Genomic DNA, 13,599 nt, shown 5'->3' with positions numbered 1-13,599 from the left:
TCGCCAGTTCGCTAAGGTCTCTTTGATCATTTTACGCTCCAAAACCTTTTCGAATTCGATATCTGATCACGTTTCAACCCAAGTTAGCCTTAGCCAAAGAACCGCGCGGTTGTGTTAGTTATGCCTGACTGTGCCGAGAATCCAGAGCCTGCCGACAGATTATCAACACGCGACCGACAATAACGGGGTGGCGACCGCAATATCTACGTTAGCGCCCCTACGTTCCGACAGCTTATGAGCCCGTTTCACACCGAATGCTAGGTGCACCCAGCTTCGTCATCATCATCGCCAGGCGACGTCGCCCAAAAAAATGTACCCTGCCCCATAGATGGTTTTAATCAATCGCGGGTTCTTGGGGTCCTCGCCCAGTTTTGTTCGCAATCGGGATATTCGCACGTCCATGGCCCGGTCAAAGCTGTCGCCCGCGCCTCCCCCGAGCGCCTCTTGCATCTGCGACCGGCTGATCAATCGTTTAGGACTATCTAGAAACAGACGTAACACCTCGGCCTCGGCGTGGCTGAACGGCGTTTCTGATCCGGAACCGTCTTCAAGAACATAGCGGTCGAAATACGCGGTCCAGCCGTTGAATTCTGCGATCTCTGACTGAGGCGCTGGTGCCCGCGATGATCGAAGCCGCGCCCGGATACGAGCGACCACTTCGGCTGGATCAAAGGGTTTGGTGATGTAATCATCCGCGCCAAGCTCCAATCCGGTGACACGATCCTGTACCTGTGCCCGCCCCGAAATAATGATGACTGCGGCACCTTGTTCCAAAGCCAGGCGATGAACAAGAGCCAAGCCGTCTGTGTCCGGCAAAGACAGGTCGACTAGACACACATCGGGCACCACTCTTTTCAACGATGCTTCAAATTCACGAGCACGGGAAAAACTTTGAGTGCGGAACCCCGCCTCTTCCAGTGTGTCGGTCAGGATACGACGTATCTCAGGCTCATCATCTAAGATGGTTACCAGCGGTTGGTTCATCATGCGGCCTCATTTCGGATTAAGGCAGTAAGCTGCGCTTGTGTGAACGGTTTGCGCAGAACTGGAGCCAAAGCCAGTGCCTGACGATGCAGCGGGTCGGAATAAGGCAGCGATGTCATTAGAATACACGGCAAGGCAGGGTTCACTTTCTGCAAAAGGTCAAGCCCCGTCTCTGGTCCTTCCAGCCGAATGTCGGACAATATCAATGCGATGTCTTCGATCTGGTTCACCAATGAAAGCGCCTCATCGGTTGAAGTCGCTTCAATCACGGTGAACCCCATCTCCACAAGCATATCACGGAAATTCCGACGAAGTTGGCTGCTGTCTTCAACCAACAGAACCAGCCCTTCCAGCGCAGGCGGCGCGGCGCGGTATGGTAACCGAAGAACCACCATGGCGCCGCTTGGTGTATTGCGCAGGCTCAGATTTCCGCCGGTCAATTTGACCGTATCGTAAACCATGGGCAAACCCAAACCCGATCCCTTGTCACCCTTTGTGGTGAAGAAAGGATTGAGTGCCTTGCCAAGCGCTTCTTCCGAAAAGCCCGGCCCTGTGTCCGAGACGGAAATCTCGACCCAGGTTCCACCAATCGTATGCGCGCTGATCGTGATCTGACCTGTTTCTCCGCAGGCATCTCGCGCATTCAGCACCAGATTCAGGATGGCGTCCTGCATCATCCCCTGATCCAGCATAAGTGCCACATCCGGCAATGTATTCACGACCGAAAGCCCCATGCCACGCGGCAGTGACGGCGTGGCGAGAATACGCAAATCCTCGAGCAGGGCACGCATATCCGTGGCTTTGGGTTGCGGCGTTCGGTTGCCGGTCATACCTGCTATGCGGTTCAGCAACTGCCCGCCGCGTTTAGCAGTCTGGCGCGTGGCGGCCACCAGCTTTTGTGCGCCTTCCGGCAGGTCCATTTTATCAAGCTTGGCCTGCATCCCCAATATAATTGTCAGCAAGTTTGAGAAATCATGCGCAAGACCGCTTGTCATTTGCGCCGCCATTTCCCGGCGACGTGTTTGTTGCAGGGCCACACGGGCTTGCGTTTCTTCAGTGATATCGACTGACATCACATATACACCGCCTTCGCTATCGGGCGTGAACGAAACACGGATTCGACGTGAATCCTGACCCTCTGTGAATTCAAATACCGTGGCTTCCCCGTCGTAGGCACGGTTCAGGTTCTGTTCGATCCGCGCAAATGCGGCCGGTCCCAAAGCGTCAGAAATATGCATCCCAAGAATCTCAGAGGGACGGCCGGGCAAAACCGAACTGAGCTTGCGATTGGAATAATCGTACCGCCCATCGGCATCCAGATGCGCAATATGCGCTGGCATCATTTCGGTTGTCATCCGGGTACGGGCTTCGATTTCGGTTAACTGACGTTTTGCCTCTTCCAAAGCCGAAATGGTCGACGCTAGCTTTCTGTTGGTCGCTGCCAATTCCTCGGCCCGGGTCAACAATTCGTCCGACAATTCTTCGGAACGCGCCCGCAATAGCGCTTCGGCCTGTTTGGTATCCGTGATGTCGGTATAGACCGTTACCCATCCGCCGTTGGGCAGCGGTGCACCCTCGACCGAGATCACCTGCCCATTCGCCCTGACGCGCTCAATATAGTGCGGTTCAAATGTGAGGGCCTGACTGACCCTATGTGCGACGATGTCCTCGACATCCTCATCATGGCCATACTCGCCGATGCTCGCCAGAAAATGTATTGTGTCACGGAACAACGCACCCGGCCGGACCAGATCATCCGGAAGGTCGAACATCACCTGAAAAGGCCGGTTGCAAAGCACCAGCCGCAACTGACTGTCGTAGATCGACAACGCCTGACCGATCAGATTCAGCCCAGCTGTCGTCATTGCCTTTATCTGGTTATCTGTGATGTTCAATCTGCCCCCTCTCTGAAGCTATGCGTAACATCAGATTGATCGCAGGTGTAGCAGAGACAGGGCAACATTCCCGACTAATGCCTGAGCTTGGATTTTGGCCCCTCTTTGGTGATGGAATGCAGGGAAAGCGTATGGTCCATATTTCGCATACGGTGCCGCAGCATCTCGCGCCCCAACCTGGCCAGGTCTGTTGCGTATTCCGGGTTGCTCGCCACGTTTTCCATTTCGCCGCGACGCAGGTGGTCAAACAAAAGCGGTGGCAGGTTTGCCGCAAACTCGACCAGCGTAAAACGTTCGTCACGCAAGATGGACAGGCATGAATCGCTACTGCCCGTTCCCAATTCCTGTTGCCAAAGGGTTGGATTTTCCGGCTCGGCAAAGTCAAGCTCGCTGAAAGAAAAGCTTCGCCAATCCTTGGGTCCCTGCCCCTGCAGAAACGGCATCAAAGACCGCCCATCCATAGAATTCGGGATACTCTGGCCCACCCAATCCAAAATGGTTGGCGTGATGTCAATCGACTCGGTCGGTGCCGTCACCACGGCTCCGGCCTGCGCCTGATTGCCTGGCATCCGGACCAGTAAAGGCGTGTGATAAGCTGCGTCATAGACGGTCATCTTACCCCAGCTATGTCGATCACCCAGCATTTCACCGTGGTCAGCTGTGATTACGATCAATGACTCATCATATTGATTGCTGTCCTTGAGAAACTGGACAACGCGGCCGATATGATAATCGACCTCTGTTGCAAGGCCCAGATAAACAGAGCGCAGCGCCTGAATATTGGCCGTGGAGGGTTGCACCTCATCAAAACCCAAAACGAAATCCGAAGCCGAATACCGAGCCATCGTTGGTCCAAAAAACGGGTGTATTGCCAGTTCATCTTCTGGGCTGACATGACCAACCGGCCGCGGCAACGCGACGGGATCGTACATATCGTTATAGGGAGCGGGTGCGACCAAAGGAGGATGAGGCCGGATATAGGTCAGATGCGCAAACCAGCTTTGGTCGACGAAGGCCGCGATACTGTCCAGAAAAGCGTTGGTCAAAAAGGCGGTGTCGCTGTCTTCGGCGCGGTACACCGCCGGGTCGTTCAATTTGGATGGCTCACCTGAGGTTGAAACAGGTTTGTGCAGATCCCAGTATGAGTCGAACCTGTAACCTTTTTTCAGCAAGTCAGCGCGCCAGGGATAAGATTCTTCAAGCCGCATTTCCACGACCTCTTCAAACCCCTCCATGGGACGTTCGTAAGATTTCAGGATCGGGTCATTGGCATCGTAAACCCGTGGGTCAGCCGAGGTGTCTGTATACCCGTAGAGCAAGGGCAGATATCCCGCCTTACGCATCTCGGTTGCGATGTTTGGCGTGTCGTGCCGCAAAGGCGTTCCATTGCGAACCGATCTATGATTCATCGCATATTGCCCGGTCAGGATGGACGCACGCGACGGGCCACAAGGGTTAGTAACCGAGAAATGGCGCTGAAACGTGATGGCCTCGTCCATAAAAGCGCGCAAATTAGGCAAATTGACATGCTCGGCCAGCGTGCCGGTCAGACAATCTGCCCGAAGCTGGTCAATCACGACAAACAAGACATTTCCGCGCTGCCGCATTCCCTGCCCCCGATTCCACCAAATAGGTCTCAGGGGCAGACTGTGTCGCGGTTCCGCCGCTTGCGCAACAGATTAGTCCAGCTCGTATTTTGTCTCGTAATTCTCCCTAAGCGCGGGATCCTGATCTTCCTTACGCAACAGGCAGTTCCCGATGGACAGGACCTCGATATCCGTTCCCATGAAACAGCGGAACGCATCGGTGGGCGTGCACACAATCGGTTCGCCGCGCACATTGAATGAAGTGTTCACCACCAAAGAGCATCCGGTCAGTTCTTTGAACTTTGAAATCAGCGCGTGATAGGCTGGGTTGGTCTCTTGGTGGACTGTCTGGATGCGGGCAGAATAATCAACATGGGTAACAGCAGGGATGTCAGATCGCTTGACGTTCAGCTTTTCAATCCCGAACAGAGCGTCTTCTTCCTCGGTCATCTTGCGCCGGATTTTTTCCTGCACATCCGCCACAATCAACATGTAAGGGCTATCGCCATCCAGTTCGAACCAATCGGCTACGTCTTCGCGCAGAACAGATGGAGCAAATGGGCGGAAGCTTTCGCGATACTTGACCTTCAGGTTCAGCGTTTTCTGCATCGAAGCTGACCGTGGATCGCCCAGAATGGAGCGGGCACCCAACGCGCGCGGCCCGAATTCCATCCGCCCCTGGAACCAACCAACGGCCTTACCGTCAGCCAGCGCCTGCGCCGTCTGGTCAATCAACTCACCATTTTCATAGGTGGAAAACTTCGCACCGGCCGCCGCCAGTTCTTGCGCTATGTCGTCATCTTCATAACGCGGACCAAGATAGGCCCCCAGCATCTGATCACCCGAGGTCACTTGCCGCGGCTGCGCTAGCTCTTGATGCCAGGCCGCATAGGCAGCACCCAGCGCCCCGCCCGCATCACCCGCTGCGGGCTGCACCCAAACATTATCGAAGGCGCCATCGCGAAGGATTTTGCCATTCGCGACACAGTTCAGAGCTACGCCTCCGGCCATACAGAGGTTGCGTATACCATGCTCTTTCGCCAGGTCCCGAGTGATCCGCAGCATGATCTCTTCGGTCACGGCCTGAACCGAGGCGGCAATATCCATATGGAACTGCGTCAGCTGGTCGGTTTCGGCTTTTCGAACCGGTTGGTCGAACAGCTCTTCCATCGCTTTGCTCGTCATGGTCAGACCAGCGGTATAGTTAAAATACTTCTGGTTCAGGCGGAACGAACCGTCCTCTTTCAGGTCGACAAGATGCTCAAGGATCAGATCCTTGTATTTGGGGTCGCCATAGGGCGCCAAGCCCATGACCTTGTATTCACCAGAATTCACCTTGAACCCGGTGTAATAGGTGAATGCAGAATACAGCAGACCCAGCGAATGCGGAAAATGCAGCTCTTTCACCATGGTCAGCTCATTGCCGCGACCAATACCCACGGTGGTGGTTGCCCATTCTCCGACACCATCGACGGTCAGTACGACCGCGTCTTCGAAGGGTGAAGGATAGAACGCACTGGCCGCGTGACTGATGTGGTGCTCGGCGAACAGCAGTTTTTCGAGATCGAATTCCGGGTCGATTTTGCGAAGCTGCTTTGCAAGCAGATCCTTGAGAAACAGCTTCTCTCGCAGCCAGACCGGCATTGCCATGCGGAAGGAATTGAACCCGCGTGGCGCCACTGCAATGTAAGTCTCGATCAACCGTTCGAATTTTAGAAACGGTTTGTCGTAGAAAACCACATTGTCGACATCTTCAAGCGCAACCCCCGATTCGGCCAGCACGTAATTGATGGCTTCTACCGGAAATCCGGGGTCGTGTTTGCGCCGTGTAAAACGCTCTTCCTGCGCGGCCGCAACGATCTTGCCGTCGCAAAGCAACGCCGCTGCGCTGTCGTGATACAGCGCCGAAATACCTAAAATGTATGCCATGTGATCAGAACAACGTGTAGACGAAAGGTGCAATCGCCGAGCCTTGGCTCAACACGATCAATCCACCAAACACACCCAAAACGATCAGAATGGGCAACAGCCAGAATTTCTTTCTGACTTTCATAAATGACCAGAGCTCGGATACGAATGTCACGCCTGGTACTCCCTTGTTAAAATTGCTGTTTCATGCTGCCGGGCTGCTCTTCACGAACAATCCAGTAGCTATCTGAGGAACTGTCCAGTTTCTGTGACAGCAGGTCTTTTCCCAACAGGCGCGTAACCAGCCCAAACGGGACAAACGTAGTGACAAACACCAAAAACATGACGATTGGGGCCACAATCGCACCCAAAAGCATGCCGAGTTTGAACCAAAGCCGGTTCGGCACCTTCAGAGTGGCGGGTGCAAAAACTGTCAAAGCCAGAATAACCCCGGCGATAACCATTGGGATCAGGCGCACCGACCCTCCGCCCCACAAGGGCCAAAGAGCGATAATTAAGAAGACAGCGGTGAAGACGTAACCAAAGCCCCGTTCGGACCCGATTTCGACTTCTACCTTCGCGTGATGATCAGACATTGAACACAACCATAATAACCAAACAAAAAACCTGCGCAAAGAATAACACTACTGGTTGCCGAAACAAGCCTTTTGCAAGCTCACACCATCATTCTTGCGATGAATGCCATCTTGCATCGCCTGATGGCTAAATACTTGAAGCGTGACAAAAACCCGTTGCAGCACCATGCAGATTCACATCAGATACCCCCATGACCCCGCCTACATTCACAACTGACCTGGATACGGATCAGGTTCACCTGCAGATATCGGGTGATCTTCACACCCAGTCTCTGGATATGGTTGAGCGTGAATTCGCGAATTTCCATCCCAACGGCGGAACGGTCACAGTTGATTTGACAGGCGTTAAGGCACTCGACACTGGCGGGGCTTGGCTGATTGCCAGCCTTGTCCGCAAGGTGAAGTCCAGCGGCGGGCAAGTCGAGCTGCACGGTGCAACCGCCGCGCATTCTGCGCTGATCGAAACGGTTTCTCGCAACATGCCGGACGAACCCGCCCCTGATCCCGGAAAGCCAGATTTTCTGGATTGGGTGGCACGTGTCGGCGAGCGCACAGTCGGTGGCTGGAAAGACAGCTTGTCGTTGCTTGAGTTTCTGGGCCTGACGCTACACCGGCTGGTCCGCACAATCTTGATGCCGCGGCGTCTGCGGCGGGCTGCGCTGGTATCGCAGATGGAAGAAACCGGATTGAAAGCGATTCCGATCGTTGCCCTTATGGGTTTTCTGATCGGCGTTGTATTAGCATTTCAGGGGGCCACGCAGCTCAAGCAGTTCGGTGCCGAGATATTCGTGGTCGAATTGATCTCGATCTCTGTGCTGCGTGAGCTGGGCATTTTGTTGACGGCAATCATTGTTGCGGGTCGCTCGGGATCTGCCTTTACAGCTTCCATCGGCTCGATGAAGGTGCAAGAAGAAATAGATGCCATGCGGACGCTGGGCCTGGATCCGATCGAGGTTCTGGTCATTCCACGCGTTGTGGCGTTGCTGATCATGCTGCCAATCCTAGGGTTCATCGCCGATATCGCCGCCTTGATTGGCGGCGGTCTTATGAGCTGGATCGACCTTGGAGTCAGCCCCGGAATGTTCGTGACCCGCCTCAAGGAAAACACCGGCATCTGGCAATTTGCCATCGGTATGATCAAGGCACCTTTCTTTGCGCTGGTCATCGGTATCATCGCCTGTTGGCAGGCCTTACAGGTCAAAGGATCGGCACAAAGTGTTGGGCAAAGAACCACCGCGTCTGTGGTCCAGGCGATCTTCTTGGTGATCGCGCTGGATGCCATGTTCTCGATCTTTTTCTCGGTACTGGGGGTCTGAAATGGACGGTGTAGCCCACGAACAGATGCCGATTGGCGACACCCAGCGCGAGGCGGTGATACGGGTCCGCAATCTGACCAACCGGTTCGGGCCGCAGGTCGTGCACCAGGATCTGAATTTGGATGTCTGGCGGGGCGAAGTACTGGGCATTGTCGGCGGCTCGGGCACGGGTAAATCCGTCTTGCTCCGCACCATCGTCGGCCTGAACAAACCAGCCGCGGGAAGCATCGAAGTTCTGGGCGTCGACGTCCTGAACGGCCCCGAACAAGAGAGGCGGCGCATCGAACGCCGCTGGGGCGTCGCCTTTCAGGACGGCGCGCTTTTCTCGTCGCTCACCGTGTTGCAGAATGTCGTAGCCCCCCTGCGCGAGCATACAGGAATAAGTGAAAGCCTTATGTCGGCGCTTGGCGGTCTGAAAATCAGCTTGGTCGGACTGCCGCAGCTGAGCTGTGGCAAATTCCCGTCTGAACTGTCGGGCGGGATGCGCAAACGTGCCGCTTTGGCGCGCGCGCTGGCGCTGGACCCTGAGATCGTATTTCTTGATGAACCAACGGCCGGTTTGGATCCCATCGGCGCCGCTGCTTATGACGACCTGATTGGCGAACTTCAGCAAGCGCTGGGTCTGACTGTGTTTATGGTCACGCACGATCTGGATAGCCTTTATGCGATTTGCAACAGGATCGCAGTTCTTGCAGAAAAACGTGTTCTGGTTGATGGTCCGATTGAAGAGATGACCAAAGTCGATCATCCTTGGGTACAAGAATATTTCACCGGCCCCCGGGCGCGCGCAGCACAAAAAAAGGGTCAGGACAGGTAACACCCATGGAAACCCGAGCAAATTATATCCTGATCGGTGCATTCACCCTGGCTGGAATACTGGGTGCGTTTGGCTTTTTTCTATGGCTGGCCAAATTCGAGGTTTCCCGGCAATACGCCTATTACAATGTACTGTTCGACAATGTTTCGGGCCTGTCTGCGGCAGGTGGCGTCAGTTACAACGGACTGCCAGTCGGGCAGGTAATCTCCCTTAACTTGGATGACGAGCACCCATCTAAAGTGCGCGTCCGCATTGAAGTAGACGCAAGTATCCCGGTGACCGAGGATACCGTCGCCCAGTTACAATCGCTTGGGGTCACTGGGGTCAGCTATGTGGAACTGACCGGAGGCTCGGCCTCGGCCAAGCGTTTAGAACAGGACAGCCTGATCAAAAGCAAACGCAGCACCATCCAGTCCTTGTTCGAAGGTGCCCCTAAACTGTTGGAAAAGGCGATTACGCTGATCGAGGATATCGACAAGGTGGTGGATGACAAGAACCGCCAGCAGGTATCTCAGATTCTGGAGAACGTATCTTCGGCCACCGGAAGGCTGGACAAAACCCTTGCAGATTTCGAAAACTTGTCCTCAGATTTGGGTGGCGCAGCTAAAGAAATTTCAGCCTTCTCAAAACGCCTCGAAAAATTGGCAGACACGGCAGAAACAACGCTGGAAGCCGGAACAAATACATTAAATAGCCTGAAAACCGCATCCGACACGGCTGTATCGGCCCTAGACAGCGCAAAAGATACTTTTGACGCAGCAGATCGCATCATGCAGCAGGATCTGCAGCCCTTCATCGAACGGGCCTCGACCCTGGCAGACCACCTTACGGTCCTGACCGAAGATGGGCGCGTCGCGCTGGCCACGGTTTCCGAGACTTTCGTGAACGCAAACAAAACGCTCGGCTCCGTCACTGGTGCGATGGAAACAGCAAAGGGCACTTTGACCTCAGCTGAACGCGCATTTGATTCGGCCAATGAGGTGATCAACAAAGATATCGGCGTCGTCATGGATGATGTCCGCAATGCCGCCAACCAAGTGGCGTCCACGGTGACGAAAGTGACAGACAGGCTTGATGATATTTCAGCCGATATCCTCAGCGCGTCCAAATCGGCCTCGGAACTTTTGGGAACGATCGACGGCATCGTTCAGGACAATCGCCGTCAACTGTCCGATTTCATGCGGGTTGGCCTGCCACAATTCACGCGTTTCATAGAAGAATCCCAACGACTGGTGATCAGCCTCGATCGTCTGGTGGACAAAGTTGAACGCGACCCCGCCCGTTTCCTTCTTGGGACCCAAGCATCGGAGTATCGTCAATGATCAGGCATTTGATAATGACCGCAGTTTTGGCGTCTTTGGGGGCGTGTACCGGACTGGAAACGCTGCGGCAGGCCTCAGAACCCAATGATCTCTATCTGCTGACACCCAAAAGCACGTTTTCTTCTTCGCTGCCACGCATCCAGAAACAGATCGTGGTCCAAGAGCCAACCGCGACTGCCGCGGTAAATACCGATCAAATTGCAGTTCAGCCGACACCTTTGCAGGTTCAATATCTGCCGCGTGCCAGATGGGTGGATCGCGCGCCGCTGATCGTCCAGGCGCTTTTGGTCGAAAGCTATGAAAACAGCGGACGGGTATCTGCCGTGGGTCGTTCGACCGTGGGGCTTCGTCCGGATTATGTGATTGTTCCCGATCTACGCGAGTTTCAGGGCATTGTCGTTAACCAGGATGGTGAAAGCTCGACCGTACGCGTCGAAGTTCGCATGAATATCAAGATCGTGGACGAGTTCGACGACAAAATCATCGCATCGAATTCGTTCCAAGAGAACGTAATTGCCAAAAGTAACCAGACCGAAGATCTGGTTACTGCCTTTGACGTTGCTCTGGGTAAAACCATGCGGGATGCTGTCGAATGGAGCATTCGTAGAATTAGTACCCATACAGCCAACAACCCTAGGTCATTCTAGTTTCCCCCAAGCCTGGGCCTTACTCAGCCAGCGTCTGGGCCAGACGCATCAAGGTGACAGCTTCAGCCCGATATCCGAAAGAATCCTCACCTCGGGACAGCGTGGCCAGATCAATGGCATCCGCATAGGACCAGCCGCCAAGATATTCTCCGCCCCGGAGCAACTGACCAAATCCTGCAATCGCATAGGAAAAGCGGATGTCATCCGTGACTGTCCCTTGTCCGGGTAAAATAGGCTGCTCCATCAGATTGCTTTGATCTTCACCAGGAAGCTTGTAACGCATTTTGAAGAAACCAATTTCCGCTGAATCATCCGATATGGATTGTTCAGCATACCGCAACGGGCCGTTTCTGATCGCATCGGAACCAACTGGCGTGACCTCGTAGATCGCCGTTACAGTGTGACCTGCTCCAATATCACCAGCATCCACTTTGTCATTTGAAAAGTCCTCGCGCTGCAGGGATCGGGTTTCATAACCGATCAGACGGTATTCAGCGATCTGTAACGGGTTGAACTCGACCTGGATTTTGACGTCGTTGGCGATGGGAAAAAGCGCCCCGGTAAGTTGATCGACCAATACTTTTTGCGCCTCAACCAGCGTATCGATATATGCCGCCTGCCCGTTTCCGTTCTGGGCCAGAGCCTGCATGGTGGCATCGTCCAGATTGCCTCGGCCAAAACCCAGAACGCTTAGGAATGTACCACTGTCGCGCTTGCGGGCGATAAAATCCTTCAGGGCATCAGGGTCTGACAGACCCACATTGAAATCGCCATCGGTGGCCAGAATTACGCGGGTCACCTCACCGTCCGCAGCCATACCTTCTGCAACTTGATAGGCTTGCTGCAACCCGGCCTGCCCCGCTGTCGAGCCACCGGCTTCGAGCCTGTCGAGGGCTGAGAGTATGGTCGTCTTTTCGGCTGCCGCGGTCGGTGGCAAAACCTGCCCGGCACTTCCCGCATAGGTGACGATCGAAACCTGATCTTCCGGCCTGAGTTCAGACAGCATCAACCTGAAAGACTGTTTCAGCAGCGGCAATTTATTAGCATCCTGCATTGAGCCCGATGTGTCGATCAGGAAAACCAGGTTCAATGGAGGACGGTCTTCGATCTGGGGCATGACCCCTTGGATGCCGACATGAACAAGCTGCGTCCCCTCATTCCAAGGCGTCGGTGTCACGGTGATCGTAGAACGGAACGGTTCCGCCCCATCAGGCGCTGGGTAGGAATAGGGGAAATAGTTCACCATCTCTTCAACCCGCGCCGCATCCTTGGGCGGCAGATAGCCATTCATCAAAGACGACCGAACAATGGCGTAGGAGGCGGTATCTACATCAATCGAAAAAGTCGAAACCGGTTCGTCCGTCGTGATCTTCAGCGAGTTGCTGTCCGCGTTCGCGAAAGTTTCGGTATTCTGTTCCGGCGCGGGAACAGTCTCATGTTGAATGTCAAATTTCCCGACCGCCGATGCCGGCGCGCTCTGTAAAAGGTCCGCAGCCCCCAGCTGCGCAACGGCCCCCTGCCTCTTGGCGGAAGGTTCGATTGTTTCTTCAATCACAACAGGCGCTTCAACAACTGGTTCTTCGAGATTGGCCTCGGGCATATCCGCCACCAATAGGTCAGACTCCTGCCGTGCGTCGGCGCGGTCCTCGGACCAGGGCAGCGGCGCAACAACTTCGTCGCGCGTCTGCGGCAAGATCACAATCAGAGCCACAGCAGCAACTGCGGTGGTAGCGGTCAGGGCACCGCGATAAGAGAGGGCATTCAACATGGCTTTCGCTCCTTCTGTCAGGCGGGCTATGAGGCCGCGCTTGACAGTGGGACGTCGCGCAGAGGTCGATCCTTGGATATTATCGAATTTTTTTTGCGCCTGGCTCAGATTTTCAATCCGTCGCGACGCATCCGGGGTCGGCGTGGCGGCGTCCATCAGCATCTTCAGCTTGTCCAGTTCATCGGTCATTGTGCCAGTTCCTCTTGCCGCAAGGCGCGCAGCCGTTTGCGGATATCTGACATCCTCCAGGACACTGTCCCTTCGGAAACACCCAGCACCTCTGCAGCTTCTGCATGGGTCATCTCATCCTCGAGGGTCAGGGCCAGAGTGTCTTGCAAGTCCTGCGGCAGGGACCGCATGGCCCGTTGCAACCAATCGACAGCCTCGGCCGTTTCCTGCATCTCGGCCCGGCGCATCTGTTCCACATCCCCCCAGCCGTGGGCCGCCCGCGTGTGACGGGTCGCGCGACGGCGTGCATCCTCGGCTGCATTGACAACAACACGGTACAACCATGTCGTAAACCGGGCTTCGGCACGAAAACCTACGATCTTTGACGGCAAGGCGGCGCATATATCCTGCGTCAGATCTTCGGCCTGATCCACACGCCCTGTCAGTCGAAAGGCCAACCGAAAGACCCTGTCGTAGTGGCGTGCCAATAGCGTGGCAAACGCATCAGCGTCCCCTGCAGCAGCGGCCTTTGCCAGATTCTCATCCGATGTTTTCATGCGCATCACAATGGGTAAGACGAACCAAAAACATC

Annotated in this window: 12 protein-coding genes; 4 read left to right on the top strand and 8 right to left on the bottom strand. The window is 54.9% G+C overall.

The genetic code is table 11. The annotated features are described in order from the left end of the window. Positions 1-282: 282 nt before the first annotated feature. The 6 genes from AC2FIZ_RS10065 to AC2FIZ_RS10040 form a co-directional block, all read right to left on the bottom strand. Positions 283-984 carry a response regulator transcription factor gene (locus AC2FIZ_RS10065; RefSeq protein ID WP_142636417.1) on the bottom strand — a complete coding sequence of 234 codons (702 nt, stop codon included), beginning with the start codon at positions 982-984 and terminating at the stop codon, positions 283-285. Beyond that, the gene (locus tag AC2FIZ_RS10060; RefSeq protein ID WP_281995123.1) at positions 984-2,849 is read right to left on the bottom strand and encodes a PAS-domain containing protein; all 1,866 of its coding nucleotides are present in this window, start codon (positions 2,847-2,849) and stop codon (positions 984-986) included. Before AC2FIZ_RS10060 ends, AC2FIZ_RS10065 begins: the two co-directional genes overlap by 1 nt. A 104-nt stretch (positions 2,850-2,953) precedes the next feature. Beyond that, the gene (locus AC2FIZ_RS10055) at positions 2,954-4,486 is read right to left on the bottom strand and encodes a sulfatase-like hydrolase/transferase (protein WP_496790978.1); all 1,533 of its coding nucleotides are present in this window, start codon (positions 4,484-4,486) and stop codon (positions 2,954-2,956) included. Between the two features lie 72 nt (positions 4,487-4,558). Continuing rightward, complete coding sequence (locus AC2FIZ_RS10050; protein WP_142636420.1) at positions 4,559-6,394, bottom strand: carbamoyltransferase family protein; 1,836 nt, start codon at positions 6,392-6,394, stop codon at positions 4,559-4,561. Between the two features lie 4 nt (positions 6,395-6,398). Beyond that, the gene (locus AC2FIZ_RS10045; RefSeq protein WP_142636421.1) at positions 6,399-6,548 is read right to left on the bottom strand and encodes a DUF5989 family protein; all 150 of its coding nucleotides are present in this window, start codon (positions 6,546-6,548) and stop codon (positions 6,399-6,401) included. Between the two features lie 16 nt (positions 6,549-6,564). After that, entirely contained in the window at positions 6,565-6,969 is a 405-nt protein-coding gene (locus tag AC2FIZ_RS10040; protein WP_281972881.1) for an SxtJ family membrane protein, read from the bottom strand. 191 nt (positions 6,970-7,160) lie between these two features. On the opposite strand from AC2FIZ_RS10040, the gene AC2FIZ_RS10035 reads away from it, so the two are divergent. Genes AC2FIZ_RS10035 through AC2FIZ_RS10020 form a run of 4 tightly spaced genes read left to right on the top strand, consistent with a single transcriptional unit; the run spans position 7,161 to position 11,071 of the window. Next, a complete protein-coding gene (locus AC2FIZ_RS10035) occupies positions 7,161-8,285 on the top strand; it encodes an ABC transporter permease (protein WP_281995125.1) in 1,125 nt (374 codons plus the stop codon). 1 nt (position 8,286) lies between these two features. Then, the gene (locus AC2FIZ_RS10030; protein WP_281972879.1) at positions 8,287-9,102 is read left to right on the top strand and encodes an ABC transporter ATP-binding protein; all 816 of its coding nucleotides are present in this window, start codon (positions 8,287-8,289) and stop codon (positions 9,100-9,102) included. Positions 9,103-9,107: 5 nt separating this feature from the next. Next, positions 9,108-10,424, top strand: a complete 1,317-nt coding sequence (locus AC2FIZ_RS10025) for an MlaD family protein (RefSeq protein WP_271949005.1) — start codon at positions 9,108-9,110, stop codon at positions 10,422-10,424. Between the two features lie 14 nt (positions 10,425-10,438). Next, positions 10,439-11,071: an ABC-type transport auxiliary lipoprotein family protein gene (locus AC2FIZ_RS10020; RefSeq protein WP_246097221.1), complete on the top strand. Its 633-nt coding sequence runs from the start codon at positions 10,439-10,441 to the stop codon at positions 11,069-11,071. A gap of 19 nt (positions 11,072-11,090) precedes the next feature. Here AC2FIZ_RS10020 and AC2FIZ_RS10015 read toward each other — a convergent pair whose 3' ends face one another. Continuing rightward, positions 11,091-13,028: a vWA domain-containing protein gene (locus tag AC2FIZ_RS10015; RefSeq protein ID WP_496790976.1), complete on the bottom strand. Its 1,938-nt coding sequence runs from the start codon at positions 13,026-13,028 to the stop codon at positions 11,091-11,093. Further along, positions 13,025-13,564, bottom strand: coding sequence for an RNA polymerase sigma factor (locus AC2FIZ_RS10010; protein WP_496790975.1), 540 nt, complete (start codon positions 13,562-13,564; stop codon positions 13,025-13,027). The genes AC2FIZ_RS10015 and AC2FIZ_RS10010 overlap by 4 nt, the downstream gene beginning before the upstream one ends. Positions 13,565-13,599: the final 35 nt, after the last annotated feature.

The sequence above is a fragment of the Ruegeria sp. CDSB022 genome (genome assembly GCF_059611145.1).
The sequence above is the reverse complement of the archived record's forward strand: the minus strand, read 5'-3'. Positions and strand labels throughout refer to the sequence as shown.

What these genes read in the sequence shown, in the direction of transcription:
- AC2FIZ_RS10015 (WP_496790976.1), bottom strand. Translation starts at nt 13,028, where the DNA reads ATGACCGATGAACTGGACAAGCTGAAGATGCTGATGGACGCCGCCACG.
- AC2FIZ_RS10035 (WP_281995125.1), top strand. Translation starts at nt 7,161, where the DNA reads ATGACCCCGCCTACATTCACAACTGACCTGGATACGGATCAGGTTCAC.
- AC2FIZ_RS10040 (WP_281972881.1), bottom strand. Translation starts at nt 6,969, where the DNA reads ATGTCTGATCATCACGCGAAGGTAGAAGTCGAAATCGGGTCCGAACGG.
- AC2FIZ_RS10020 (WP_246097221.1), top strand. Translation starts at nt 10,439, where the DNA reads ATGACCGCAGTTTTGGCGTCTTTGGGGGCGTGTACCGGACTGGAAACG.
- AC2FIZ_RS10065 (WP_142636417.1), bottom strand. Translation starts at nt 984, where the DNA reads ATGAACCAACCGCTGGTAACCATCTTAGATGATGAGCCTGAGATACGT.
- AC2FIZ_RS10010 (WP_496790975.1), bottom strand. Translation starts at nt 13,564, where the DNA reads ATGAAAACATCGGATGAGAATCTGGCAAAGGCCGCTGCTGCAGGGGAC.
- AC2FIZ_RS10055 (WP_496790978.1), bottom strand. Translation starts at nt 4,486, where the DNA reads ATGCGGCAGCGCGGAAATGTCTTGTTTGTCGTGATTGACCAGCTTCGG.
- AC2FIZ_RS10025 (WP_271949005.1), top strand. Translation starts at nt 9,108, where the DNA reads ATGGAAACCCGAGCAAATTATATCCTGATCGGTGCATTCACCCTGGCT.
- AC2FIZ_RS10050 (WP_142636420.1), bottom strand. Translation starts at nt 6,394, where the DNA reads ATGGCATACATTTTAGGTATTTCGGCGCTGTATCACGACAGCGCAGCG.
- AC2FIZ_RS10060 (WP_281995123.1), bottom strand. Translation starts at nt 2,849, where the DNA reads ATGACGACAGCTGGGCTGAATCTGATCGGTCAGGCGTTGTCGATCTAC.
- AC2FIZ_RS10030 (WP_281972879.1), top strand. Translation starts at nt 8,287, where the DNA reads ATGGACGGTGTAGCCCACGAACAGATGCCGATTGGCGACACCCAGCGC.